Source organism: Streptomyces sp. NPDC034085, from assembly GCF_055575555.1.
In genome coordinates this window covers 111,739-136,713 of the sequence record NZ_JBVISL010000005.1, presented here as the reverse complement: position 1 = coordinate 136,713, position 24,975 = coordinate 111,739, and the positions used below count along the sequence as shown (strand labels likewise).

The window sequence follows — 24,975 nt, the reverse complement described above, 5'->3', positions numbered from 1 at the left end:
CAGGTTCCCATCCCAGCCTGTGGATAACTCTGTGGACAGGGAAGGGAGGGCTACGCCCGGCCGTCGAGGCAGCGCGCCAGCCAGTCGGAGGCCTCGGTGAAGTCGGCGTCGGAGGTTCCCGGCCGTGCGGCGCGCACCTCACTCAGCGCGACGCCGGCACGCGGGTAGGAGCCGAGGAAGCGGACCTGCGGGCACGTGCGCCGCAGCCCCATCAGGGCCTCGCTGACGCGGCGGTCGGAGATGTGGCCCTCGGCGTCGACCGCGAAGCAGTAGTTGCCGATCCCCTCCCCGGTCGGACGGGACTGGATCAGCATCAGGTTCACCCCGCGAACGGCGAACTCCTGGAGGAGTTCCAGCAGGGCGCCGGGGTGGTCGTCGCCGAGCCACAGCACGACGGAGGTCTTGTCGGCGCCGGTGGGCGCGGCCGGCCGGGCGGGCCGCCCGACGAGCACGAAGCGGGTCTCGGCGTTCTGCGCGTCGTGGATCTCGGTGACCAGCGCCTCCAGCCCGTAGGTGGCGGCGGCGAACTCACCCGCGAAGGCCGCGTCGAACCGGCCCTCCTGCACCAGCCGGGCACCGTCGGCATTGGAGGCCGCCGACTCCCACACGGCATCGGGCAGGTGCGTACGCAGCCAGTTGCGCACCTGGGGCTGGGCGACGGGGTGTCCCGTGACGGTCTTGACGTCCGACAGCTTGGTCCCCGGCCGCACGAGCAGCGCGAACGCGATGGGCAGCAGCACCTCGCGGTAGATCATGAGCGGCTCACCGGAGGCCAGCTCGTCCAGGGTGGCGGTGACCCCGCCCTCCACCGAGTTCTCGATCGGCACCAGCGCCGCCGCGGCCTCGCCGTTGCGCACGGCGTCCAGGGCGGCCGGCACCGACACCATCGGGACCAGCTCCCGGGTGGCGGCTTCCGGCAGGGTGCGCAGGGCGGCTTCGGTGAAAGTGCCCTCGGGACCGAGATACGTGAAGCGGGTGGCCGACATGCGGTCAGCCTAATGCCGTGCCACCCGCCGATGCGGCGCTGTTCACCCTTCGAGCAGCCGCTGTCCGACGTACTCCCCCTCGCGCGGCCCGGGCGGGACGGCGTACAGCCCGCTGGACTCGTGCCGGATGAACTCCGACAGGGCGTCACCGCGGTCGAGCTTGCGCTGGACCGGGACGAACCCGCGCAGCGGGTCGGCCTGCCAGCAGATGAAGAGGAGCCCGGCGTCGGGAGTGCCGTCGGGGCCGATCCCGTCGTGGTACGAGAAGGGCCGCCGGAGCATCGCGGCCCCGCCGTTCTGCGCGGGGGCGGAGATCCGGGCGTGGGCGTTGGACGGGATGACCGGCTTGCCGTCGGCGCCGAGCTTGTCCAGGGCGAGCGGGGTCTTCTCGTCGCCGCCGGTCAGCGGAGCTCCGGTGGCCTTGGTCCGGCCGATGACCTGCTCCTGCTGGGCGAGGGACTGCTTGTCCCAGTCGTCGAGCAGCATCCGGATCCGCCGTACGACGGCGTACGAGCCCCCGCCCATCCAGGAGTGCTCGGCCGGTCCGGGTCCGGCGCCCGGCACGAAGATCCGCTTGTCGAAGTCGGGGTCCTTGGGCTTCGGGTTCCCCGTGCCGTCGACCTGGCCCATCAGATTGCGTGCGGTCATGGGAGAGGCCGTGGCGCCGGGGGACCGGTTGAAGCCGTTCATCTGCCAGCGCACCCGGGCGGCCTCCCCGGCGTCCTTCTGCACGGCGCGCAGGGCGTGGAAGGCGACCAGTGCGTCGTCGGCGCCGATCTGGACCCACAGGTCGCCGTTGCTGCGCTGGGGGTCGAGCCGGTCCGAGGAGAAGTCCGGCAGCGGGTCGAGGGCCACCGGGCGCCGGGCGGTGAGGCCGGTGCGCTCGAAGAAGGAGTGGCCGAAACCGAAGGTGAGGGTGAGCGAGGACGGTCCCGCGTCCAGGGCGATCCCGCTGTCGGCGGTCGGGGCGGTCTCGCCCGCCATGAGCCGCCGGGCGGTGTCGGACCAGCGGCGCAGCAGCGCGGCGGCCTCCGTGCGCCCGGCGCCCGGCGCCAGGTCGAAGGCGAGGACGTGGCCCTTGGCCTGGAGCGGGGTGGTGATTCCGGCCTGGCGCTCGCCGTGGAAGGCGACCTGGGTGGCGCCGAGCGAGGCGAGGGACCCGGCGGCTCCGGGGGAGCCGGCCGGGGAGTCGGAGACCGCTGACCGCACGAGGGCGCCGCCGGTGGCGCCGAGCGCGAGCCCGGCGGCGCCCGCGGCGCCTACGGTGCCCAGCAGCCGGCGCCGGGAGATCTCGATGTCGGGATTGCTCCCGGTGCTGTCGGTCACGCTGTTCAGCCGATCTTCACGTTCTTCTGGACGGTCGTCTGGTCGATGTCGGAGGTGCGTACGGTCACGTCGATGCGCCATTCGCCCGCGAGCGGCAGCTGGACCCCGGACGCGGTCCAGTGTCCGGGAGCCGCCCGGTCCGGGGCGAGCGGCAGCGGGCCGATCTCCTTGGCCGGGAGGGTGAAGGCGATCTTGACCTCGGGGAGGTCGAGGGGTGTGCCATCGGGACCGTCGGCCCACAGGTGGAGCGTGTTGGCGCCGACCCGGCCCGGGTCGAGCTCCAGCCGGACGTTGCCCTTGCCGTTCTGGCCGCCGGTGTCGAAGGGCAGGGTGATCTTGACGGGGCGGTTGGGTACGGCGGGGGCGGATGCTCCGCCCCGGCCGGTCTCCCGTTCGACGGCGCGCCCGGGTTCAGTACTGGTCAGGACGGTGGTGACGGCCAGGAGTACGACCGCCACACCCGCCTCGGCGAGTACGGAGCGGCGCAGGCCGGCGCGGCCCGGATCGGCGTCGCGGACGCGCGTCTCCCGGGCCTTCTCGCGGGCCGCCCGCTGGCGGGCGAGCTGGGCGGCACGCTTCGGGTCGACGGGCTCGGCGTGCGGGTCGGCGCTGGCGCCGGCGGCGTCGGTGGCTGAGGGGACGGCACTTCCGGTCGTTGTTTCACGTGAAACATCGCGTCCGGCGGGCACCGCGGCCGGCTCCCCGGTCCGGACCTCCCCGAGCCGGGAGGTCCACCTCCGCGACAGGTAGGCGATGCCGACGAGGACCGCGACGAGCGCGACCTTGATCAGCAGCAGCCTGCCGTAGCTGGTGCCCGTGAGGGCGGACCAGCTGCCGACCTGGCGCCAGGACTGGTAGACGCCCGTGACGGCGAGGACCAGGACGCTGACGAAGGCGACGCGGGAGAAGCGCCGGACGGCTTCCCGCTCGATGTCCGCCACCTTGTGCAGGGCGACCAGCAGTGCGGTGAGCCCGCCGAGCCAGGTGGCCATGGCCAGCAGGTGCAGGATGTCGGCCGGCATCGCGATCCCGGGCTGGATGCCGGTGGAGGCGTGCTCGGACAGGGCCCAGGTGGCGGCGATGCCGCCGGCCACGACCGTGCCGCCGATGCCCAGTCCGAAGGCGAGGTCGCTCGTCTCCTTGTTCTCCTCGGCGCCGTCCTCCCCGAGGGTGTCCGCCTCCGCTCCGGAGGCCTTCTGCCGGCGGGCGTAGGCACCGAAGAGCACGGCGATGAAGAGCGCGGCCGCGCCCAGCAGCAGCAGCCGGGAGAGGAAGGAGGCGCCGGTCTTGGTCTCCAGGACGGCCTTGAGCCCGTCGAGGTCGAAGGCGTCGGTGAACTTCCCCGAGCCGGTGTACGGGGTGCGCAGCACCAGCATCGCCAGGGTGGCGGCGGTGAGGGTGACCCAGCCGCGCACCACCAGCTTCTGCAGCGGCCGCTCCGCCGAGCCGCGGCGCCAGCACAGCAGGATGAAGGCGGCGCCGCCGACCAGGACGGTGAACCCGGCGTAGGCCGCGTAGCGGGCGATGCCGTACGCGATGCCGACGGGCCCGCCGCCGACCTGCTGCGCGGGGAGGGCGACGCTGGTCGCCGAAGGGGCGCCGACGGAGAAGGTGAAGGCCCCGGAGATCGGGTGGCTGTCGGCGGAGACGGCCTGCCAGGCGACCGTGTACGTGCCGTCGGGCAGGCCCGGGTGCAGGGCCGTGCCGTAGCGGATGGTCGATCCGCTGCACATGTCCCGCAGCTCGCCGGTGTCGACGCGCTTGCCCTGGGGGTCCATGACGCGGATGGAATCGTCGCCCATGGCGACCTGCTCCGAGAAGGAGAGGGTGACCTGGGCGGGCGCCGTGGCGACCACCGCCCCGTCCTGGGGGTCGCTCGCCGTGAGTGCCGCGTGCGCCGTGGCCGGGGCGGCCGCGGTGAACAGGGCCGCCAGCAGGGCTGCGAGAACCAGTGCCAGCCGCGGCAGGAGTGCCGCCGTGCGGGCGCGGGCGGAAGGAGGAGCGGGGGCGGTGGCCGTCATGGCGTGTCAGTTCCTCGGTCCGTCAGTGGGAAGTGGAGTTCTGCGCGGTGTACGTCCGTTCCTTGACGTCCAGCTCGACCTTGACAGGGCCGGCCTTCTCGAACCGCAGCTCGATGGTGATCTTGTCGCCGACCTTCGGCTGGTTCTTGAGCCCCATGAACATGATGTGGTTGCCGCCGCGCTCCAGCCGCAGCTCGCCGCCCGCGGGCACGTCCATCGACTGGACCTGCTGCATCTTCTGGTCCTTGGTCTCGTGGATCTGCAGGTCGTCCGAGAGCGGGCTGCCGGCGGAGACCAGCTTGTCGGCGGTCTTCGAGCCGTTCTTGATGACCATGAAAGCGCCGGCCATCTTGTCGTTGACCGGTTCGGGCATGAAGGCTCCACTGACCGTCATGCCGCCTTGGGCGGCCTCCGGGGCAGCCGAGGCTCCCGCGCCGGCCGGGGACCCGGAGCCGTCGTCCTGGCCTGAGGAGCAGCCGGATATGGCCAGGGCTGCCGTCAGGGAGAGGGCGGCGGCGATGGTGCGGATGGTGCGGGCGTTCACGGGTTCTCCCCCTTGATGATCTTCGGCAGGTCCTTGGTGTAGTCGTCGACGGTCGTGCCCTCGCCGTAGAGGACGTAGCCCTCGTCGGTCTTGGGCGAGAACGCGATGACCTGGGCCCCGTGCATGGAGACGACGGTGCCGTCGGCCTCCTTCTTGGGGGCCTCGATACCGATGCCGAGAGATCGGGCGGCGGCCTGGATGGTGGCGAAGTCCCCGGTCAGTCCGGTGAAGGACGGGTCCTGGGCCCTGAGCCACGCGCCGAGGGAGTCGGGGGTGTCCCGCTCGGGGTCGGTCGTGACGAAGACGACCTGGAGCTTGTCCTGCTCCCCCTTGGGGAGCGCCTTCTTGGCGACGGCGATGTTGCTCATCGTCAGGGGGCACACGTCGGGGCAGTTGGTGTAGCCGAAGTAGATGAGCGTCGGCCGTCCCTTGGTCTGCTCGCGCAGGTTCCACGGCTTGCCGGTGGTGTCCGTGAGGACGAGCTCCGGCTTGTCGAAGGGGCGGTCGAGGACGGTCGCGGTTCCGGCCTTCTTCTGGCCGGTGATCTGGGTGACCGAACCGGTGTTCTTCTCGGTCCCGCCGCCGCAGGCGGTGAGGGCGAGCGCGGTCGCCACCGCGAGGGCGGCGACCGTCACACGTGTGGTGCGCATGGGAAATCGTCCCTGGGGTCGGGGATGGTGCGGATGTCGTGGTACGACCGCGGGGCGAGGGGGCCGGGGCCCCGACGCCTCAGGAGGCGCGGCGCCGCGAGGCGATGCCGAAGGCGACGCCGGCGAGGCCGACGACGATGCCCACGATGCCGAGGGTGCGCGCGGTCGTGTCGGAGCCGCTCTTGGCGGCCTCGTCGTGTCCGCCCTCGCCGTTGCCCTCGCCGGGGTTCTTGCTCCCGTCGGCAGCCGGCTTGGCGGCCGTGTCGTGGTGGTCGTCCGCGGCCTTGGCGGCGGTCAGCTTCAGCACGGGCGCCGGCGTCTGCGGCTCCGCGGCGCCTTCCTTGGGCTCCTCGATCCAGCGGACGACCTCGTTGTTGTCGTACGTCTGGATCGCCTTGAACACCATCTTGTCGGCGTTCTCGGGAAGCTTGCCGACGGAGACCGGGAACTGCTGGAACTTGCCGGGCTCGATCTTGCCGCCGGTCCAGGTGACCTTCGTGACGACCTCGTTGATCTGCTTCCCGTGCACGGTCAGCGGCTTGTCGAGCTTGGTCTTCTCGACGGTGGACGTCCAGCCGGGGAGTTCCTGCGGCATGACGGACGTGAGCGGCTGGTCGACCGGGAAGTTGACCTCGAGCTGGGTGGTCGAGGCGTTGTCGCGCTCGTTGGGGACCTTGAAGTTGAGCGTCGCGTAGCCGCCCTTGGTGGCCTCGCCGGGCTGCACGCTGACGTGCGCGAAGGCGGTGCCGGACAGGGCGAGGACGGCACCGGCGGCGAGGGCGGCGGTGAAGGAGACGCGAGAGGTCTTCATGGCGGGAACACTCCACGGAAGCAGGGGTGACGGTGGCTCCGCGCACGGGCGCGCGCGGAGGTCGCGGCACCGGTGCCACCGCCGGGTGTTCCGGGGAGCGGGGTGCCGCGTCAGGCTGCGAGGACGAGCGCGGCCGCCGGCGGCCCGCGCCGGATCACGGTGTGCAGCAGTGCGTCCCGGCCGGTGGAGACGGCCGGTGCGGCAGCGCTCCAGCCGGCCCGGGGGCCGCGGGCGGGCGCGCCGGGGAGTCCGGCCGCGAGGGCCCGTACGAAGGCCAGCGCGGCGCGCAGCGGACGTATGGGGTCGGCTTCCGCGCGGAGCGGGAGCCGGGACAGCTCGACGAGCCGGAACAGGGCGGCGTCACCCCGGCCCAGCAGCCAGCCGGCCGCAAGCGCGGCCAGCAGGTGGCCGATCATCATGGCCGGGCTGAACAGGCCGACCGCCGGTGCGGCGGTGCCGCCCGCCACGTGGGCGTGGGCCATGTGCGCCTGCGCGGCGGCCTGGGCGGCCACCGCGGCCGGGTCCAGTCCGGCCGCCTCCAGGATCTGCCGGGCGTCGGCCGCACTCAGCGGCACGGCATTGCCGCCGCAGACCAGCTGGGCGGCGAGCGCCGCGAGCGAGGCGTCGGAGGAACCCGTCACCGGAGCCTGGGACGTCGCGGCGCCGTGCTGGCCGAGGCCGAACAGCGTGTGCAGCCCGAGCTGTCCGGCGGCGAGCCCGGCGGCGATCCCGGCCGGCGGGCGCCTGCGCCCGGCGAGCGGGGCCGCGACCGCGAACACGGCGGCGAAGGCCAGGGCCAGGGCCCACCACGGCACGGTCGCGCAGGAGGCCACCGCGTGGCCGGCCGCGGACAGCACGACACAGACCGCGGTGAACACCGCGGCCCGGGTCATCCGGAGACCGGCTCCGGCGCGTGTCGTGTGGGTGGCAGTCATGGCCGGGTCATCATCGCACTGCGCCCGGGCCCTGCCTACGGCAGGTGCTGGAGGGACCCTTGGGTTCCGGTCTGCGATCGGTGTCCGGTCCGTCCCGGATCAGCCCGCGGTCAGCCGCGCTCGGGTGCCGGCCGCCCTCCGGCGGTGCGTGCCCCACCGGCCGGCCGCCCTCCGGCGGTGCGCTCGGGTTGACGGGTTCCCGAGATCGCGCCGACCCGTGGTGACCCTCCGCCGCCGGTGCCGGGCCGGGCTCGGCGGGCGCCCCGGACGGGCCTCGCGGCGCCGCATACACCGCCGCCCGGGAACTGCGCGTCGGCCGAATGAGGGCTGTGCCGGCCGCCAGGGGCTTACGGCTCGGTGCGGGCGGCAATAGGTATCCGTATGAGCATCTGGTGGTCTGTCCACTTGAGGCGCGAAGCCGCGAGCGTGCCGCTCGCCCGGCGGCTGCTGCTGGGGACGATGGAGACCGCGGGGGTGGACCCGGACATCTGCTACGACCTGTCGGTCGCGCTGAGCGAGGCCTGCGCGAACGCGGTCGAGCACGGCGGCCGCGGTGGCTGCCCGGGCGCCGCCTCCGGCGAAGGACCCGGCGAACGCGGCGGCGAAGGCAGAGACGCAGGCACCGAGGCGTACCACGTCACGGCATATCTGGACGGGGACCGCTGCCGCATCGAGGTGACCGATTCGGGCCCGGGATTCCCGCCCTCGACGGTGGCCCGCCGCAGACCCTCCGGCTCCTGCCTGGCCGAACACGGCCGGGGACTGCACCTGATCGAGGAACTCGCCGACCACGTCCGCTTCCGCAACCGGCCCGGCCGAGGGGCCGTGGTGAGCTTCGACAAGATGCTGAAGTGGCGCGACGACGCGCTGCTGAAGGTGTCGTAGGACGACGGTGGGCGGGAACCGCGACCGGTTCCCGCCCACCCGTACGTCCACCCGCCGGCGTCAGCCCTTGAGGCGCGCCATCCAGGCCTCGACCTCGACCGAGGTGCGGGGCAGCCCGGCCGACAGGTTCCGGTTGCCGTCCTCGGTGACGAGGATGTCGTCCTCGATCCGGACGCCGATGCCGCGGTACTCCTGCGGCACGGTCAGGTCGTCGGCCTGGAAGTACAGACCGGGCTCGACGGTCAGGCACATGCCCGGCTCCAGCGTGCCGTCCACGTACGCCTCGGTGCGCGCGGCGGCGCAGTCGTGGACGTCCATGCCGAGCATGTGGCCGGTGCCGTGGAGGGTCCAGCGGCGCTGGAGACCGAGCTCCAGGACCCGCTCGACCGGGCCCTCCAGCAGGCCCCACTCGACGAGCTTCTCGGCCAGCACGTGCTGCGAGGCGTCGTGGAAGTCGCGGAACTTGGCGCCCGGCTTGACCGCGGCGATGCCGGCTTCCTGGGACTCGTACACGGCGTCGTAGATCTTGCGCTGGATGTCGCTGTACGTGCCGCTGATCGGCAGCGTGCGGGTGACGTCGGCGGTGTAGAGGGAGTCGGTCTCCACGCCGGCGTCGAGCAGCAGCAGGTCGCCGGAGCGGACCGCGCCGTCGTTGCGGACCCAGTGCAGGGTGCAGGCGTGTGCGCCGGCGGCGGCGATGGTGCCGTAGCCGACGTCGTTGCCCTCGACGCGGGCGCGCAGGAAGAAGGTGCCCTCGATGTAGCGCTCGGAGGTGACCTCCGCCTTGTCGAGGACCTTCACCACGTCCTCGAAACCGCGGACGGTGGAGTCGACGGCCTTCTGGAGCTCGCCGATCTCGAAGGCGTCCTTCACGGCGCGGGCCTCGGAGAGGTAGACGCGCAGCTCCTCGTCGCGCTCCTTGGTCACCTTGTCGGTGAGGGCGGACTCGATGACGGAGTCGTGGCCGCGTACGACGCGCACCGGGCCGGTGGCCTCGGCGAGGGCCTCGGGAAGGGTGCGCACGTCCTTGGCGGGGATGCCCAGGAGCTGCTCGGCCTCGGTGAGGGAGTGGCGGCGGCCGACCCAGAGCTCGCCCTGGCCGGAGAGCCAGAACTCGCCGTTCTCGCGGTCGGAGCGGGGCAGCAGGTAGACGGTGGCCTGGTGGCCGGTCTCCCCGGCGGGCTCCAGGACGAGGACGCCGTTCTCGGTCTGGTCGCCGGTGAGGTACGCGTACTCGGTCGAGGCGCGGAAGGGGTACTCGGTGTCGTTCGAGCGGACCTTCAGGCGGCCGGCCGGGACGACCAGGCGCTCGCCGGGGAAGCGCGCGGACAGCGCGGCACGGCGGTCGGCGGTGTGCCCGGCCTGGGCGATGGGCTCCAGGCCGCGGAGTTCGGTGTCGGCCCAGCCGGTACGCATGTTCTCCGCGAGTTCATCGCTGACGCCCGGGTACAGCCCGTTCTTGCGCTGCTTGTGCTTCTTCTTGGGCTGCTCTTCTTCCGGGGTCTCCGGGGTGAGCTCGTCAGCCACGTCTTCTCCTCCGCTGCTACGACATGCAAGGACCGGGTACGGACCTCGTCCATCGTATGTGCGAAGGGAAGGCCCCCGGCCAGACCTGTGACATATCAGTCAAACCGGGCGCATGCTTCCGCGGTGGGGTGGCGGCCGGGCGCGGGCGTCAGTCGAACCGGGCCGCGAGCAGGACGACGTCCTCGGACGCGTCGGCCGGGCGGGCCGCCTCCTCCGGCAGGACCGTCTTCAGGATGTGGTCGCAGATGGCTGCCGGGTCCTCCCGCGCGCTCCGCGGAACCCCCGCCGCCGCCGCGTGCAGCCGGGCATAGGCCCGGTCCATGGGGTCGCCGGTACGCCGCAGCAGGCCGTCGGTGTAGAGAAGCACCGTTTCTCCGGGCGCGGGTTCGATCTCCACGCTCGGCGCCTCCCAGCACGCCAGCATCCCCAGCGGCGCGGAGAGGGAGGTCTCCACGTACTCGGTCCGGCGCTCGCCGATGAGCAGCGGCGGCGTGTGCCCCGCGCCCGCGAGGACGATCTTGCGGGCGGCGGGCTCGCAGAAGGCGAAGAGCGCGGTCGCCGAGCGCGCGGGCTCGGTCAGGCGCAGCAGCAGCTCCAGGTCGGACAGGACCGCGACGGGGTCCTCTCCCTCCATCACGGCGTACGCCCGCAGCGAGGCGCGCAGCCTGCCCATCGCCGCGACGGCGCTCGGGCCGGACCCGGTGACGGATCCGACGGCCAGCCCCATCGCGCCCTCGGGCAGCGGCAGTGCGTCGTACCAGTCGCCGCCGCCCTGCGGACCGGTGCGGTGCCGGGCGGCGAGCTGCACCCCGGGGATCCGGGGCAACCGGCTGGGCAGCAGTTCCCCGGCGATGGTGGCCAGCCGCTCGCGCGAGCGCGTGACCTCCAGCATCCGGGCCAGGTGTTCTGCGGCGTGCCGGACGTACAGCCCGACGAGGTCGCGCTGGCGCTCGCCCGGCTCGGCCTGCTCGTCGTACAGCCAGACGGCGGCGCCGAGCCGGCCCGTGGCGCCGGCGGCCAGCGGGAGCGCGTAGCTCGCGGCGTAACCGAGCCGGGCCGCGACCTCCCGGTGGCGCGGGTCCACGGGGGGCGCGTGACCCCCGGGGCCGGGAACCGCCGTCGTGCCCGCCTCGGGGAGCACCTCGGAGCCCCCGTGGGCGCCGGGCAGTCCGTCGAGGATGCGGCCGTACGAGGTGGCGCTGCGCGGCACCGTCTCGATGTGCCCGAGGTCCGCGCGGCCGAGGCCCAGCCCGATGGTGGTCGCGGGGCCGAGGCCGTCGGAGGGCTCCAGGACCACCAGTCCGCGGCGCGCGCCGACGAGGGCGGCTCCGGCGCGCAGGAGTTCCCGGAGGGAGGAGTCGAGGTCATCGGCCCGGGCGAGGCGCTCGGTGAGCTCGTGGAGGGTGGTGAGGTCGGAGACCATGCCCGCCAGCCGGTCCTGGATGACGCTGCTCGCCGCCGGCGGGGCGCCCTGGGCGGGAGCGGTGGGGGCGGGAGCGGAGCCGGCGGGATGACCCGGTGCGGCCGTGGACGGGGAGGTCGGGGGAGTGGAACCGGGCGTGGGCGCCGCAGTGTGCGCGGGCGCTGTAACTGCTGGATCGATTCCAGCCACTTTCGGCAGATGCGGGGCGCTCATGGCGTCCGCCTTTCCACCTGGTGCGATTCGCCATGTAGCATCGCAAACCCCCAGATCGTGCTGCGCCGCCATCAATGGATCCACATCTACACGCACACGAGGAGCGATGTCCAGCATTGCCCAGGTGGGAATACTGGTGTCCGTGGGGCGGCAACTCACTGTCCAGCCCGGGCTAAAACTTGGCCGGAAAAAGCGGGAAGCGGACGGTTTTTGCGCTCGACTGGACAGGCGCTCCCAGGGCTCCGGGTACGTACTCGATGGTGCCCGGGGTCAGTTGACGCCCTCCCGGCACCGCCGGGAACCGCCCGGCGCGGGCAGTCGTCCTTAGCGGCGGCAGCCGGTCTCGAGACCGGTGCGGGTCGTCCGGGCCGCTCGCTCCGGGTCCCCGCCGGACGTTTGACGGACCCGTAAGACAACTGCACGAACCGTGTGAACCTGCTTCAGGCGGACAGTGACGCGAAACGTGCACGTGTGGTGAAACACCGGATACATGGTGTGATGTGGCCCTTCGGCGTTCAACGGAAAGGAACGAGCGCTCATGCGCGAGATCCTCGGAAGGCGTCTCCAGCGGCTCCGCGATCGCTTGAAATTCCCGCGCTCCGCCTCCCGCTCGGCTGAGACCGGCGTGGACGGTACGGCGGCCGCCTCTCTGCTCGACGGGGCGCTGACCTGTGCCACCGTCTGGCAGTGGCCCGTACTGCCGGGCGTCGGCCGGGCCGCCGCCGACAGTCCGCGGTGCGCCTGCCCCGAGCCCGACTGCGTGGTGCCCGGCGCGCATCCCTTCGACCCCGGGCTGCTGGCCGCCACGACCGACGCCCGGATGGTGGCCTGGTGGTGGGCCAGGCGGCCCGCCGCCCCGGTGCTGCTGGCGACCGGCGGCGGCGCACCGTGCGCGGTGAGCCTGCCGGCCGGCGCGGCCGCGCGCGCCGTCGTACGGCTGGACGCGCAGGGCATGCGGCTCGGTCCGATCGTCGCCACGCCCACCCGGTGGTCCCTGCTGGTGGCGCCTTACTCGCTGGAGCGACTCGGCGAACTCCTGTACGCCAAGGACCACGTGCCCTCCTCGCTGCGCTTCCACGGTGAGGGCGGCTACCTGCTGCTGCCGCCCTCCGCGGCCAGCGGCGGCGGGCAGGTCCGCTGGGAGCGGGAGCCCGCGTCCGGCCCGGGCGGGCTGTGGCTGCCGGAGGTGGAGGCGGTCGTGGACGCGCTCGTCGAGGCGAGCAGCGGCGCGCCCGGCGGCGGCAGCCGGCTCGCGTACTGAGCAGGCGCGCGCCGGAGTCGGCTCGCATGCCGAGCGGCCGGGGTCGCCGGAGTCGCGCCGCCGCATCACTCGTACGGGTGCCAGAGCAGCGGGTTTGCAAGGGAATTGGGCGCGGGGATCTCCGCGCCCCTTTCCCGCGTCGCTATCTTCGGCGAATGAATCTCCGCCTGACCGGTATCGGCGCCGGTGTGCTGGTCATCTTGTCGCTTCCCCTGGCCGGAGCGATCGCCGGGCCGGATATCGCCGGTCAGGATGACGGAAAAGGCGGGGGGCTGCTCACCTCGCTCGGTCTTTCCCGCTCCTCCCCCGCCCCGAACGCGGCGCGTCCCGCCGCGGGCCCGGCCCGGCCGGGACCCGCGGAGCAGCCGCGCACCGCCTCCCGCTGCGGACCCGAACTCTCCGCTCCGCAGGGGCTGGAGGCGCAGACGTGCGTCCTGGAGGGCGCGGGGCAGACCTGGGGGCGCAGCTACTACCGCAACACCAGCGGACGCGCGCTGGACGCCGTACTGACCGTGATGGGGCCCGCGGGGCGCACGGTGCAGATCCGCTGTGCGGTCGGGGCGGGGGACGAGCCCGGACTGTGCGAGACGCCCCGGGGTGATTCGGCGGGGGCGCCGGAGGACTACTCGGCTGTAGCGGAGTTTGCAGTTCCGGATGATGAAGGGCGGCTGCTGCTGCGGTCCGGGAGCAACTCACCGGGCCCGGGCGAAGGTTGAACGCCACCGGAAAGACAAGGGCCCGGTCGCTGGCGACGGGGGATGCACCAGCGACCGGGCTACAAGAACGGTAACAAGAGATCGCCTGTTCGCAAATTCGATCTCTGATATTCAGACATCGATTTGCAGGCGATTAGCGGGAGTTGTGACCCCAGTCACCGGACCCGTGCGTGGCCGTGCGTCAGCTCAGCGTCACCTGGCGGTTGGTGAGGCCGCCGCGCGCGCGGCGCTCCTCGGGGGTCAGCGGAGCGTTCGCGGCGAGGGCCGCGGCCAGCCGCTCCGCGAACTCGGCGGCGGGCTTCTCCACGTCGTCCGCGGAGACCCCGGTGGGCAGGTCCCAGACCGGGACCACGAGGCCGTGGGCGCGGAAGGAACCGACGAGCTTCGTGCCCTCGCCGAGGGAGGACGTGCCCGCGGCGTGCAGGCGCGCGAGGGCGTCGAGCAGCTTCTCCTCGGGGTGCGGCATGACCCAGCGCAGGTGGTTCTTGTCCGGGGTCTCGCACCAGTAGGCCGCGTCCACGCCCGTCAGCTTGACGGTCGGGATGGCGGCGGCGTTGGCGCGCTCCAGCGAGGCGGCGATCTCCGGAGAGGCGTTCTGGGCGCTTTCCGCCTCCGGAATCCAGAATTCGAAGCCCGTGTGCACAACCGGCTCGAAAACGCCGTCCGGGTCGAGGAGATCCTGGAGCCGGGGACCCTCGGCCGGCACCCGGCGGGCCGCCACCGGGGTGCCGGGCTCGGCGACGAGCGCGCGCTCCAGGGTGTCGGCCAGATCGCGGGCCAGGTCACCGGTGGTCGAGTCGTTCTGGAGGCCGAGCAGGACCGAGCCGTCCTCGCGCCGCAGGGCCGGCCAGGCCATGGGCAGTACGGTCACCAGGGTGACGGACGGGACGCCCTCGGGCAGACCGCCCTTGAGGGTCAGCGGGATGGTGGCCGCGGGGACGAGCTCGCGCAGCGCCACCCAGTCGCACTCGCCCGGAAGTCCCTCGAACGGGCGCCGCACGTGCTCGGTCGAGGCGTGCGAGGCGGCTGCGCCGTGGCAGGCCTTGTAGCGGCGGCCCGAGCCGCAGGGGCAGGGCTCGCGCGCGCCGACGACCGGGATCTCCCCGTTCTCGAGCTGCGGCTTCGCGGTCTTCGCGGCAGGGCGCTTCTTGGCCATCGTGGGTGTCTCCCGGTTGCGGCGGTACGGCGGTTCTCTGGGCGCGAGCCTAGCCGTTCGTACCGCCGCGACCGGTGGGGTGCGGCCGGGAGCACGGTCGGCGTGCGCTCCCGGACGGCCGCCTGTGCGGATGGCCGGTGGTGCGGGGTCAAGCGTGTCGTGCGGGACGGGTCCGCTTCACGGATCCAGATCGTCGAAGGCCGCCGCGAAGTCCATCGCCGGGGCTGTGACGCGCGTAGCGAAATCCTCGTGCCGGGACCCCCGGGCGACGATCACCCAGACGGTGACCTCACCCGCCGCTCCGTCCCGGACACCCCAGTCCTGGGCCAGGGCGCTGATGATGTTCAGCCCCCGCCCGCCGTGCGCGGTGACCGAGGGCGTGGCCGGAACCGGGCGGGTCGGGCCGCCGCCGTCCGTGACCTCGACCGTCAGCCGCCCCGCGGTGTCGACGCGCCACGCGGCGCGCACCTCCCCGTCCCCGATCTCACGCCGGCCCAGCGGCCGGCCGTGGCGGCAGGCGTTGCTGAGCAGTTCGGAAAGGATCAGTACGGCATCGTCCACGACCGATTCGGACAGGCCGCTCATGCGCAGTTGTTCGCGCATCCGGTGCCTCGCCTCGCCCACGCCCGCAGGACCATGGCGAATGTCCATGCACGACGACGTGGGCACTTCCTGTGCCATCACCAACGCCACCCCCGGAACCTCCTTAGCCCCACGCCATGGTCTGGATGCCCCAATGGCCTGGACCGGAAACCGCCGTGACGAGGCCCTCTGACGCTGTCATGACGCATTCGCGAGCCCCGGATGCGCAGCGGATGCGCCGGTGCACTCCCCGTTACGGGCGGGGCGGGCGTGACGGGTGGGCAAAAAGGGACGTCAGCGCCCGAGTTGGGACAGAACCTGACGTGGCCTGTTCGTGATGATCGCTTCCACACCCAGATCAGCGCATAGCTGAACATCTTCGGGAGCGTTCACTGTCCATACGTGTACGGAGTGGCCGGCGGTTTGGAGCCTGCGGATGAAGCCGGGGTGGTTGCGCACGATCCGCATGGACGGTCCGGCGATCTTCACTCCGGCGGGCAGCCTCCCGTCGCGCATCCGGGGCGAGACGAACTGCATCAGGTACACGGTCGGTACCGTCGGCGCGGCCGCGCGGACCCGGTGCAGGGAGCGGGCGGAGAAGCTCATGATCCGGACCGGGTGCGGGCCGTCGGCGGGCGGGGCGTCCAGTCCGAAGCGCTTGAGGAGGAAGAGGAGCCGCTCCTCCACCTGTCCGGCCCAGCGGGTGGGGTGTTTCGTCTCGATCGCCAGCTGGACGGGCCGGCCGGCGTCGGAGACCAGCTCCAGCAGCCGCTCCAGGGTGAGCACGGAGGTCCGCTCCGGGTCCGCGTCCCAGTCGGGGGACTCCTCGCGGTCCTTCCAGGAGCCGAAGTCGAGGGCGGCGAGGTCGGCCAGCTCCAGGGCGGAGACGGCGCCGCGGCCGTTCGAGGTGCGGTTCACGCGGCGGTCGTGGACCAGGACCAGGTGGCCGTCGGCGGTCAGCCGGATGTCGCATTCGAGGGCGTCCGCTCCGTCCTCGATGGCCTTCCGGTACGCGGCCAGGGTGTGCTCGGGGGCGTCCTCCGAGGCGCCGCGGTGGGCGACGACCTGGATGGGGCGCGGCGATGCGTGGGTCACCCGGTCATGGTGCCATCGAGGAGCCCCGCGTGTCGGGGGGAGTCCTGCGGGTGCGTCTGATATGTCGGATATAAAGAATGGGGGAAGACGCACAGGTCCGGCTTACAGTGCCCTGACGGGCCATGGGAAAGGCTTTGCCGTGGAACTTGTACGGCAGCTCGAACGTTCAGTCGGACCGATGCCAGATGGGCGTCGGCCCGGTTTCATCGTGTATGTCCGGAGTCGGACCTGTCCCGATCCTGTGCAGCCGTGTAAGCCTGTAAGCCGTGTGTGACGAGGAGAGAGCGCTGTGAGCACCGAGAACGAGGGCACCGCGGCCCCGACGCCCCCCGCGGCCCCGTCCGTACCCCCCGCGCCGGCCGCCTCCACCCCCGACCTGGCCAAGGTTCCGGCCGCGCCCGCCGCCGCACCGGCGGCCCACGGGGGTGTGCCTGTCGAGCCGGACGCCGCTCAGGCGCCGGGTCCTGCTCCGGCGTCGGCTCCTGCTCCGGCGGCCGGTGCCGAGCAGACCCAGCAGCTGCCGCCCGCGCCGGCTTCGGCGCCCCCGGCCTACGGCTACGGGCAGCCCCAGCCGCAGCCCGACGCGCAGCCCCACGCCCCGGCCGGGCAGACGGCGTACGGCGCCGAAGCCTGGCCCCCGCCGCCGCCGCCCGCGGTCCCGGCGTACGGCGGCCATGGCGGGCACGGCGGAGCCTGGGGCGCCCCGCTCACCACCGACGGCACCCCGGCGCCCAAGCCGAAGGGCAAGGGGGGCCTCGTGGCGGCCGTCCTGGCGGCGGCCCTCCTCGCGGGCGGCGTCGGCGGCGGCGTCGGCTACTGGGCGGCCGAGCGGAACGACGGCGGCGGCTTCGGCTCCACCACCATCACCGCGGGCAACACCCCCAAGGACCTCAAGCGCGATGCCGGCTCGGTCGCGGGCACCGCGGCGAACGCCCTGCCCAGCGTCGTGACCATCGAGGCCTCGGCCGGGGACGGCGAGGGCGGCACCGGCACCGGCTTCGTCTACGACCAAGAGGGCCACATCCTCACCAACAACCACGTGGTGGCCTCCGCGGCGAACGGCGGCAAGCTCTCCGCGACCTTCTCCGACGGCAAGAAGTACGAGGCCGAGGTGATCGGCCGGGCCCAGGGCTACGACGTCGCCGTGCTCAAGCTGAAGAACCCGCCCGCCGGCCTCAAGCCGCTGCCGCTGGGCGACTCCGACAAGGTCGCGGTCGGCGATCCGACCATCGCGATCGGTGCCCCCTTCGGCCTGTCCAACACGGTGACCACCGGCATCGTCAGTGCCAAGAACCGGCCCGTGGCGTCCGGTGACGGCTCCGGCGGCAAGAACTCGTACATGAGCGCCCTGCAGACGGACGCCTCCATCAACCCGGGCAACTCGGGCGGCCCGCTGCTCGACGGCCGTGGCGCGGTCATCGGCATCAACTCGGCGATCCAGTCCGCCGGCAACGGTGGATTCGGCGGCGGCCAGGCCGGGTCCATCGGCCTGGGCTTCGCCATCCCGATCAACCAGGCCAAGAACGTGGCGGAGTCCCTGATCAAGACGGGCAAGCCGGTCTACCCGGTGATCTCGGTCTCGGTCGACCTCCAGGCCAAGTCGGACGGCGCCAAGATCTCCGAGCAGGGGGCGGCCGCCAACGAGCTGGTCGACCCCAACGGCCCGGCCGGCAAGGCGGGCCTCAAGCCCGGCGACATCATCACCGAGTTCGGCGGCAAGCCGGTCGACAGCGGCCCGACCCTGATCAGCCTGATCTGGACGTACAAGCCGGGCGACACGGTGAAGCTGACCTACCTGCGCGGCGGCAAGCCGACCACGGTCGACATCACCCTCGGCTCGCGCGTCGGTGACAAGTAACCGGCAGCGGCCACGGCGGGAGCGGTGAACAGCCGCTCGACAGTGGCTTGATGGAAGGGGCCGTGGGCGGGATTCCGCCTACGGCCCCTCCCAATATCTGCTTATGCTTCGCTCGTGTTCGATTCACGGCACATACGGACATTCCATGAAGTGGTCGCCGCGGGATCGTACTCGGCGGCCGCTCGCGTCCTGGGCTACACCCAGCCCGCGATCACCCAGCAGATGAAGGCACTCGAACGTGCCGTCGGCACCCCGCTGTTCACGCGCGTGGGCCGCCGGATGAAGCTCACCGAAGCCGGCGAGTCCCTGGCCAGGCATGCCGAGTCCATCCTCGGCACCCTCTCCGCCGCCGAGGCCCAGCTGAAGGCGTACACGCGCCTGCGGACCGGGCGCGTACGGGTCTGCGGGTTCCCCAGCGCCAACGTCACCCTCGTGCCGGAGGCGCTCAGCGGTCTCGCCAAGGACCACCCGGGCGTCCAGGTGGAGCTGCTGGAGGGCGAGCCCCCGGAATCCCTGCGGCGGCTCCAGCGCGGCGAGTGCGACATCACCCTCGCCTTCACCTATCCCGGGCTGCACGAGGAGGTCCCGGAGGAGGTGGCCGAGGTCAGGCTGCTGGAGGACCAGCTCACGGTGCTGCTGCCGACCGGTCACCCGCTGGCCCGGCGCCGGGCCGTGCACCTCGCCGACCTCGCGGAGGAGCGGTGGATCGCGGGGTGTCCGCGCTGCCGGGCGAACCTGCTGCACGAGTGCGCGGAGCTCGGCTTCGTACCGGACATCCGCTTCGCCACCGATGACAACCTGGTGGTCCAGAGCCTGGTCGCACAGGGTCTGGGCGTGGCGATGATGCCCGCGCTGGTCCTGCCCTCGCTCTCCCTCAGCCGGGTCTGCGGGCGGGTGCTGGAGCCCGCGGCCCGCCGCCACATCGCCGCGTACGTCTACCGGGACCATCTCCGGATCCCGGCGACAGCGGTGGTGCTGGACGAGCTGAAGAAGGCCGCGTCGAACCGCGTCGGCTGCTGATGCGGCCGTCGCCCACTCTGCAATCCATAAGCAGAGCTAGGGATTTCACGTCATAACTGTCGTTGGACGTGATGGATGCACCGGCGGACGCTGCTTGCATGACCACCACCACGCCGGCCCGTACGACCACGAGGATGGCCGCCCTCGTCAGTGAGATCCGCAGCGTCGTGGACCGGGGCCTGGCCCCCGACCTGACCGCCTACCTGGTGGGCGAGCGGCTCGCCCCGCACCTGGGCGCGTCCGACCTGCTGACCGCCGCCCAGCAGGAGGGGGACCCCGAGCGGTACCGCCAGCACATCCTGCACGCGGAGCCCGACGGCAGTTTCTCGGTGGTGGCGCTGGTCTGGCTGCCCGGCCAGGAGACCTGCATCCACGACCACGTGTCGTGGTGCGTGGCCGGGGTGCACCAGGGCGAGGAGAGCGAGCGCCGGTACCGGCTCGCGCCCGGCGCGGGCGTGGCGCGGCTGGTCGCCACGGAGGACGTGGTCAACGGTCAGGGCGACGTCTGCGGCTTCGCCCCTCCGGGCGACATCCACAAGGTGCGCAACTCCTGTAGTACGAAGGCCATATCCCTGCACGTGTACGGAGCCGACGTCTCCCGCCTCGGCACCAGCATCCGCCGCGTCTACACGCTCCCCGTCGACTGATGGCCCTCCTCCACCGCCCCCACAGCGAGGCGGTCCGCCATGTTTCACGTGAAACACCCACGCCTTGGCCCGGGTTGGCGGCTGCCGCCGCCGGAGCCCTGGCGGCCTGGTGCGTGCACCTGCTGGTGCCCGCCGTGCCGATGCTGACCGCCTCGGTGGTCCTCGGGATCGCGGTGGCCCACCTCCCCGGTGTACGGACCTTCGTGCGCGGGCCCGCCCGCGCGGGCCTGTCACTGGCCGGGCGGCGGCTGATGCGGATCGGTATCGTCCTGCTGGGCCTCGGCCTGGGCCTGGACCAGGTGCTCCGACTGGGCTGGGGAACGGTGGCCATGGTGTCCGGGGTGGTCGCGGCCACCTTCTTCGGCACGGTCTGGCTGGGCCGCCGCCTCGGACTCCCGGGGGACCAGCCGCTGCTGATCGCCACCGGCTACTCGATCTGCGGAGCCTCGGCCATCGGCGCGGTGAGCGAGGTCTCCGGAAGCGACGAGGAGGACGTGGCCGCCTCGGTGGCGCTGGTCACCCTGTGCGGGACCCTTGCCATCGCGGTGCTCCCGCTGCTGCAAGGCCCGTTGGGGCTCTCGGACCTCGCCTTCGGACGGTGGGTGGGGGCGAGCGTCCACGACGTCGGGCAAGTGGTGGCGACGGCCCAGACCGCCGGTGCCGGAGCGCTCGGCGAGGCGGTGCTGGTCAAGCTGATGAGGGTGGCCCTGCTGGCTCCGCTGGTGGCGGCCGTGGCCTTCTCGATGCGGGCCCGGCGGCGCGGGGTGCGTACCTCCGCGGGGCGCCGGCCGGCTCCGGTGCCGCTGTTCGTCGCCGGGTTCCTGGTGGCGGCCGCGCTGCGTGCCACGGGGCTGCTGCCCGGGGCGGTGCTGGAGTGGGCGCACACGGCGCAGGAGGGCCTGCTGGCGGCGGCCCTCTTCGGGCTCGGGAGCGCGGTGCACCTGCCGACGCTGGCCAGGACGGGCGGACGGGCCGCGGCGCTCGGTCTCGGCGCCTGGGTGGTGGTGGCCGGCGTCTCGTACGCGGGAATCGTCCTGACGGCCTGAGGACCCCACATGACGAAGCGACACATGGACAGTTGGCCATTTCCTGGCCGGAACCGACCGAACGTACGGACTGCCCCCTGACATCTGCGGGGCCTCGTGCGACTCTGCCCCCGCAAGCCGAACAGCCGATCCGCACCGACAGCTCTGCACCCCACCCTGCCCGGGTCCCACCGGCACGGGCACGGCAGAAGGAGTCCTGCGTGAATCGTCATCGCACAGCGGCATCCGTCCTCCTGGCCGCGGGCGCCCTGCTCGCGGGGGCCCTGACGGCCGCCTCCCCTTCGGCGGCGGCCGAGTCGCCCGCCTCGTTCCGGCCCCGGCAGACCTCCGGCTTCTGGACCCCCGAGCGGATGCGCCAGGCCACCCCGCTGGACGTGTCGGCGGCCCCCCGCGGCGCCCGTACGGCGCCCACGGCGGCGGTCCGCCCCACCACGGTCCCCGCCACCTCCCCCACGGCGTTCCCGCAGGCCGGCGGCGCGTGGACGGGCGGCGGGGCCGTGGTGAAAACCTCGGGCCGGGTGTTCTTCACCTTCCAGGGCCGTACGGCCTCCTGCTCGGGCGACTCGATCACCAGCCAGAACGGAAGCACGGTCATCACGGCCGGCCACTGCGTGAAGTACCAGGGCGCCTGGCACACCAACTGGATCTTCGTGCCGGCGTACGACAACGGCAACGCCCCGTACGGCCAATGGCCGGCGACCAAGACCTTCGCCACCGACCAGTGGGCGGCTAGCGAGGACATGAACATGGACGTCGGCCTCGCCGTCGTGGCTCCGCTGAACGGGCAGAAGCTCAGCCAGGTCGTCGGCGCCCAGGGCATCCTGTTCAACGGCGGCTACAACAAGCGGATGTACTCCTTCGGCTTCCCCGCGGCCGCGCCCTACGACGGCACCAAGCTCGTCTACTGCAGCGCCGGCACCGGCAAGGACTTCCTGCTGACCAAGGACCACAGCATGGCCTGCAACATGACCGGCGGCTCCAGCGGCGGCCCCTGGTTCCAGGACTTCAACGAGTCCACGGGCCTCGGCACCCAGGTCTCGGTGAACAGCTTCGGCTACACCTTCCTGCCGAACACGATGTTCGGCCCGTACTTCGGCAACGAGGTCAAGGCGGCCTACGACAAGGCCCAGACCTCCTGACCCCGCCGACCGGAACACCCACCCCACCCACCCCGACATCCCGGTACTCTGTACCGGCCAGGTGGGTTGCCCGAGCGGCCTAAGGGAACGGTCTTGAAAACCGTCGTGGCGCGAGTCACCGTGGGTTCAAATCCCACACCCACCGCCACATCTCAGCGCACGCGCTGACCAGAAGGGGTGCCCCGACCAGGGGCACCCCTTCGCCGTGTGCCCCGTCTTTCCCGCGCACGAGCGCCAGAGCCGCGCCGAGCCCCTGGCGAGTGCTCACAGGCAATCGGCAGATATGCGTGCTTTTCCTGCGGATAGGTGGAAGTCCGTGCCATCTGGGTGAAATTCGCTCGGGCTCTGCACGCGGCTGCGTTCGCCAGACATGAGACTTGCCGGCAGGGCCCGTTGATCACTCGTGGCGGACACGTCCGCCCGGGCACCTTTTGGCTGTACGACTGTTCCGAGCCGGAGGTAGACCGTCCGTGGCGGTGAGTGGGAACCCGACCCTCAGACGGCGCCGACTGGGCGCGGAGCTGCGTCGGCTCCGCCTGGCACGTGGCCTGACCTGTACGCAGGTGGCGGAGCACCTGTTGATCTCCCAGTCCAAGGTCAGCCACCTGGAGAACGGCCGCCGTGCCATCAAGCGCCGCGACGTACGGGACCTGTGCGGCCTCTACGGAGTCACAGACCCGCAGGCCATCGACCTGCTGATGCAGATGGCAACGGAGTCGGACCGGCAGGGCTGGTGGGTCGCCTGCGGTGAGGTTCCCTATGCCGTCTACATCGGCCTGGAAACGGCAGCCTCCTCGATCCGCACCTACGAGTCCCTGGTGATCCCCGGTCTGCTGCAAACTCCTGCCTACGCGGCTGCGGTCATCGCGGAAACGATCCCTCACGCCACCCCCGATCAGATCGCCGTACGCCACGAGGTCCGGCTGCGCCGTCAGTCCCGGGCCCACCACCCGGCACGGCCCCTTCGCTTATGGGCCGTGCTGGACGAATCCGCACTGCGCCGCGTGGTCGGCAGCCCCGAGATCATGCGTGAACAGCTCGAGTTCCTGAACCGCCTCGGTGCGCAGCCACACATCACCGTGCAGGTCCTCCCCTACGAGACGGGGTCCCACCCGGGCGTCTCGGGGCAGTTCTCCATCCTCGAATTCCCGGACTGCGCCACGGGGACGGTGTATCTGGAACGGTTCACCAGCGACCTCTACCTGGAGAAACGATCCGAGGTGCAGCAGTACGGCGCCATGTACGACCACCTCCAGGCCCAGGCCCTGAACCCGGAGGACACTCGCCGCTTCCTCGTCCGAGCCGCTCAGGAGCTGCCGGCTGCCGCATCGCGGTCCGGCCGGCCATGATCGCCGCACCGGCCACGAGCCTTCGTGCCGGGTACCGCCGCTGCCGCAGGTAGATCGGGCCGGGCGCCATTCACCGCCCGCGGATCCAATGGAGCGGCGGCCGCATTTCTGTCGGCGAAAACAGAGATACGGCCGGGGCGGCCATTCGGCCGACATTAATCGTACTTTCCTTGATGCATATTGATTTATTCCGGCGACATCGTCCGAGTGGGCCGTCTTCCGGTTCTGGTGCCTGCGTAATATGCCGCTGACAGGAGAGGCGATTCCGTTTGATAGGAACGCCGGACGCCACCACCGCCCCACAGGAGTTGGCTACTTGATGTCCCTGAACATTTCCGATGCGCCGCAACGGCGCACCTTGACGGCCTGGATCGCCGGGGTGCTCACCCTGCTGGTCGCCGTCGCCGTAGTGGCAGTGACGCCTACACTGGCAAATGCGGCCACATTCGTAGAACTGGGTACGGCGGAAAGTTTCGCAGTACTGGCGGGATCGACAGTCACCAACGAAGGCGACTCCGTGGTCACCGGAGACATCGGTGTTTCTCCGGGAACAGCCGTCACCGGATTCCCGCCGGGGACCGTGGTGGGCGGAACGATCTACGCAGGCGCGGCGGCAGCGGGAGCGAAGGCCGACCTCGCCACGGCGTACGACGACGCATTCGGCCAGCCCACGGAATTCGACCTTTCTGCGGCGCCCGTGACGCCCACGCTGCCTCCCGGCACCTACGCCGTCGAGTCCGGTCTCCTGGTCAACGGCGTCTGGACCCTGGATGCACAGAACAACCCCGATGCCGTATGGGTGTTCAAGATTCCGGCGGGCCTGACCACGGCGTCCGGCAGCAGCATCGTCCTCCAGAACGGTGCCCAGGCGTGCAACGTGTTCTGGGTGACCGACGAATCGGCCACGCTCGGATCCGGTTCCACCTTCGTGGGCACCCTCATGGCGCTCACCTCGATCACGGTCAACAGTGGGGCGAGGGTCGAGGGCCGGGTACTGGCTCGCAACGGGGCCGTCACGCTGAACAACAACGTGATCACCAGGCCGGAGTGCGACAACACCACCACCGCAACGACCACCACCACGACGGGCGACACCACCACGACGGGCGACACGTCGGCGACGGGTGACGCGTCGACCACGGGTGACACGTCGACCACAGGTGACGCGGCGTCGACCACCGGTGATGCGGCGTCGACCACGGGTGACACGTCGACCACCGGTGATGCGGCGTCGACCACGGGTGACACGTCGACCACAGGTGATGCGGCGTCGACCACGGGTGACACGTCGACCACCGGTGATGCGGCGTCGACCACCGGTGACACGTCGACCACAGGTGATGCGGCGTCGACCACGGGTGACGCGTCGACCACGGGTGATGCCGCGAGCACGGGTGATGCGGCGGCGACGGGTGACGCGGCGAGCACGACGACGACCGGCGACGCTGCGACCGGCGATGCCGCGAGCGGTCACGCCACGGGCGGACACGACGACTGCGACTACCCCGGGAAGCCCGGCAAGCCGGGATGGCCGGGCCACCCCCACCACCCCGGGAAGCCCGGCAAGCCGGGATGGCCGGGCCACCCCCACCACCCCGGGAAGCCCGGCAAGCCGGGGTGGCCGGGGTACCACGACCTGCCGGGGTGGCCGGGCCACCAGAGCGGGCACGGGGTGCGCGCTTCGCACTGACCGTACGACGGGCGGCGCGCGGCGGATCGTCAACGATCGCGCCGCGCGCCGCCCGCGGAAGCAGGAGCAGCAGGTGAGAGCAGTCGGGATGGGAA

General features: G+C 72.1%; 22 protein-coding genes and 1 tRNA gene. 11 read left to right on the top strand and 12 right to left on the bottom strand.

Annotated features, from left to right (window positions below; translation table 11 throughout):
- Positions 1 to 50 precede the first annotated feature (50 nt).
- From pheA to ACZ501_RS19295, 7 genes are all read right to left on the bottom strand, one after another.
- Positions 51 to 986: a prephenate dehydratase gene (gene pheA / locus ACZ501_RS19325; RefSeq protein WP_361595539.1), complete on the bottom strand. Its 936-nt coding sequence runs from the start codon at positions 984 to 986 to the stop codon at positions 51 to 53.
- A 42-nt stretch (positions 987 to 1,028) separates the two neighbouring features.
- Positions 1,029 to 2,312: an iron uptake transporter deferrochelatase/peroxidase subunit gene (efeB, locus tag ACZ501_RS19320; RefSeq protein WP_468796826.1), complete on the bottom strand. Its 1,284-nt coding sequence runs from the start codon at positions 2,310 to 2,312 to the stop codon at positions 1,029 to 1,031.
- Between the two features lie 5 nt (positions 2,313 to 2,317).
- Positions 2,318 to 4,333 carry a copper resistance CopC/CopD family protein gene (locus ACZ501_RS19315; RefSeq protein ID WP_468796823.1) on the bottom strand — a complete coding sequence of 672 codons (2,016 nt, stop codon included), beginning with the start codon at positions 4,331 to 4,333 and terminating at the stop codon, positions 2,318 to 2,320.
- A 22-nt stretch (positions 4,334 to 4,355) separates the two neighbouring features.
- Positions 4,356 to 4,877, bottom strand: coding sequence for a copper chaperone PCu(A)C (locus tag ACZ501_RS19310; protein WP_468796820.1), 522 nt, complete (start codon positions 4,875 to 4,877; stop codon positions 4,356 to 4,358).
- Positions 4,874 to 5,527, bottom strand: coding sequence for an SCO family protein (locus ACZ501_RS19305; protein WP_361595527.1), 654 nt, complete (start codon positions 5,525 to 5,527; stop codon positions 4,874 to 4,876). The genes ACZ501_RS19310 and ACZ501_RS19305 overlap by 4 nt, the downstream gene beginning before the upstream one ends.
- A gap of 79 nt (positions 5,528 to 5,606) precedes the next feature.
- Positions 5,607 to 6,338 (bottom strand): YcnI family copper-binding membrane protein, encoded by a 732-nt coding sequence (locus tag ACZ501_RS19300; RefSeq protein WP_361595524.1) that lies wholly within the window; start codon positions 6,336 to 6,338, stop codon positions 5,607 to 5,609.
- A gap of 110 nt (positions 6,339 to 6,448) precedes the next feature.
- A complete protein-coding gene (locus ACZ501_RS19295; protein WP_468796817.1) occupies positions 6,449 to 7,273 on the bottom strand; it encodes a hypothetical protein in 825 nt (274 codons plus the stop codon).
- A gap of 381 nt (positions 7,274 to 7,654) precedes the next feature.
- Here ACZ501_RS19295 and ACZ501_RS19290 point away from each other — a divergent pair, with 381 nt between their 5' ends.
- The gene (locus tag ACZ501_RS19290) at positions 7,655 to 8,158 is read left to right on the top strand and encodes an ATP-binding protein (RefSeq protein WP_468796814.1); all 504 of its coding nucleotides are present in this window, start codon (positions 7,655 to 7,657) and stop codon (positions 8,156 to 8,158) included.
- A 60-nt stretch (positions 8,159 to 8,218) separates the two neighbouring features.
- Here ACZ501_RS19290 and ACZ501_RS19285 read toward each other — a convergent pair whose 3' ends face one another.
- Complete coding sequence (locus ACZ501_RS19285) at positions 8,219 to 9,685, bottom strand: aminopeptidase P family protein (protein ID WP_468796811.1); 1,467 nt, start codon at positions 9,683 to 9,685, stop codon at positions 8,219 to 8,221.
- A gap of 148 nt (positions 9,686 to 9,833) precedes the next feature.
- Positions 9,834 to 11,438 (bottom strand): PP2C family protein-serine/threonine phosphatase, encoded by a 1,605-nt coding sequence (locus ACZ501_RS19280; RefSeq protein ID WP_468796808.1) that lies wholly within the window; start codon positions 11,436 to 11,438, stop codon positions 9,834 to 9,836.
- A 421-nt stretch (positions 11,439 to 11,859) separates the two neighbouring features.
- Here ACZ501_RS19280 and ACZ501_RS19275 point away from each other — a divergent pair, with 421 nt between their 5' ends.
- Together ACZ501_RS19275 and ACZ501_RS19270 are read left to right on the top strand one after the other, a co-directional pair.
- Entirely contained in the window at positions 11,860 to 12,582 is a 723-nt protein-coding gene (locus ACZ501_RS19275; RefSeq protein WP_362454807.1) for a bifunctional DNA primase/polymerase, read from the top strand.
- 155 nt (positions 12,583 to 12,737) lie between these two features.
- Positions 12,738 to 13,298, top strand: a complete 561-nt coding sequence (locus tag ACZ501_RS19270) for a hypothetical protein (RefSeq protein ID WP_468796805.1) — start codon at positions 12,738 to 12,740, stop codon at positions 13,296 to 13,298.
- A 181-nt stretch (positions 13,299 to 13,479) separates the two neighbouring features.
- Here ACZ501_RS19270 and ACZ501_RS19265 read toward each other — a convergent pair whose 3' ends face one another.
- The 3 genes from ACZ501_RS19265 to ACZ501_RS19255 all read right to left on the bottom strand — a co-directional run bounded on the left by ACZ501_RS19265 (position 13,480) and on the right by ACZ501_RS19255 (position 16,131).
- Positions 13,480 to 14,454, bottom strand: coding sequence for a DUF5926 family protein (locus ACZ501_RS19265; protein ID WP_361595503.1), 975 nt, complete (start codon positions 14,452 to 14,454; stop codon positions 13,480 to 13,482).
- 177 nt (positions 14,455 to 14,631) lie between these two features.
- Positions 14,632 to 15,147: an ATP-binding protein gene (locus tag ACZ501_RS19260; RefSeq protein WP_361595500.1), complete on the bottom strand. Its 516-nt coding sequence runs from the start codon at positions 15,145 to 15,147 to the stop codon at positions 14,632 to 14,634.
- 183 nt (positions 15,148 to 15,330) lie between these two features.
- A complete protein-coding gene (locus ACZ501_RS19255) occupies positions 15,331 to 16,131 on the bottom strand; it encodes a glycerophosphodiester phosphodiesterase (protein ID WP_361595497.1) in 801 nt (266 codons plus the stop codon).
- A gap of 289 nt (positions 16,132 to 16,420) precedes the next feature.
- Between ACZ501_RS19255 and ACZ501_RS19250 the strand changes: the two genes are divergently transcribed.
- From ACZ501_RS19250 to ACZ501_RS19215, 8 genes are all read left to right on the top strand, one after another.
- Positions 16,421 to 17,989 carry a S1C family serine protease gene (locus ACZ501_RS19250; RefSeq protein WP_468796802.1) on the top strand — a complete coding sequence of 523 codons (1,569 nt, stop codon included), beginning with the start codon at positions 16,421 to 16,423 and terminating at the stop codon, positions 17,987 to 17,989.
- A 114-nt stretch (positions 17,990 to 18,103) separates the two neighbouring features.
- The gene (locus ACZ501_RS19245) at positions 18,104 to 19,009 is read left to right on the top strand and encodes a LysR family transcriptional regulator (RefSeq protein WP_361595491.1); all 906 of its coding nucleotides are present in this window, start codon (positions 18,104 to 18,106) and stop codon (positions 19,007 to 19,009) included.
- 98 nt (positions 19,010 to 19,107) lie between these two features.
- A complete protein-coding gene (locus ACZ501_RS19240) occupies positions 19,108 to 19,656 on the top strand; it encodes a cysteine dioxygenase family protein (RefSeq protein WP_361595488.1) in 549 nt (182 codons plus the stop codon).
- The gene (locus ACZ501_RS19235) at positions 19,656 to 20,702 is read left to right on the top strand and encodes a YeiH family protein (RefSeq protein ID WP_468796799.1); all 1,047 of its coding nucleotides are present in this window, start codon (positions 19,656 to 19,658) and stop codon (positions 20,700 to 20,702) included. Before ACZ501_RS19240 ends, ACZ501_RS19235 begins: the two co-directional genes overlap by 1 nt.
- Before the next feature lie 200 nt (positions 20,703 to 20,902).
- Positions 20,903 to 21,841, top strand: a complete 939-nt coding sequence (locus tag ACZ501_RS19230) for a trypsin-like serine peptidase (RefSeq protein WP_468796796.1) — start codon at positions 20,903 to 20,905, stop codon at positions 21,839 to 21,841.
- A 60-nt stretch (positions 21,842 to 21,901) separates the two neighbouring features.
- Positions 21,902 to 21,989, top strand: a tRNA-Ser gene (locus ACZ501_RS19225).
- A 322-nt stretch (positions 21,990 to 22,311) separates the two neighbouring features.
- Entirely contained in the window at positions 22,312 to 23,190 is an 879-nt protein-coding gene (locus ACZ501_RS19220) for a helix-turn-helix domain-containing protein (RefSeq protein WP_361595479.1), read from the top strand.
- Between the two features lie 319 nt (positions 23,191 to 23,509).
- Entirely contained in the window at positions 23,510 to 24,880 is a 1,371-nt protein-coding gene (locus ACZ501_RS19215) for an ice-binding family protein (RefSeq protein WP_468796793.1), read from the top strand.
- The last annotated feature ends 95 nt before the right edge of the window (positions 24,881 to 24,975 follow it).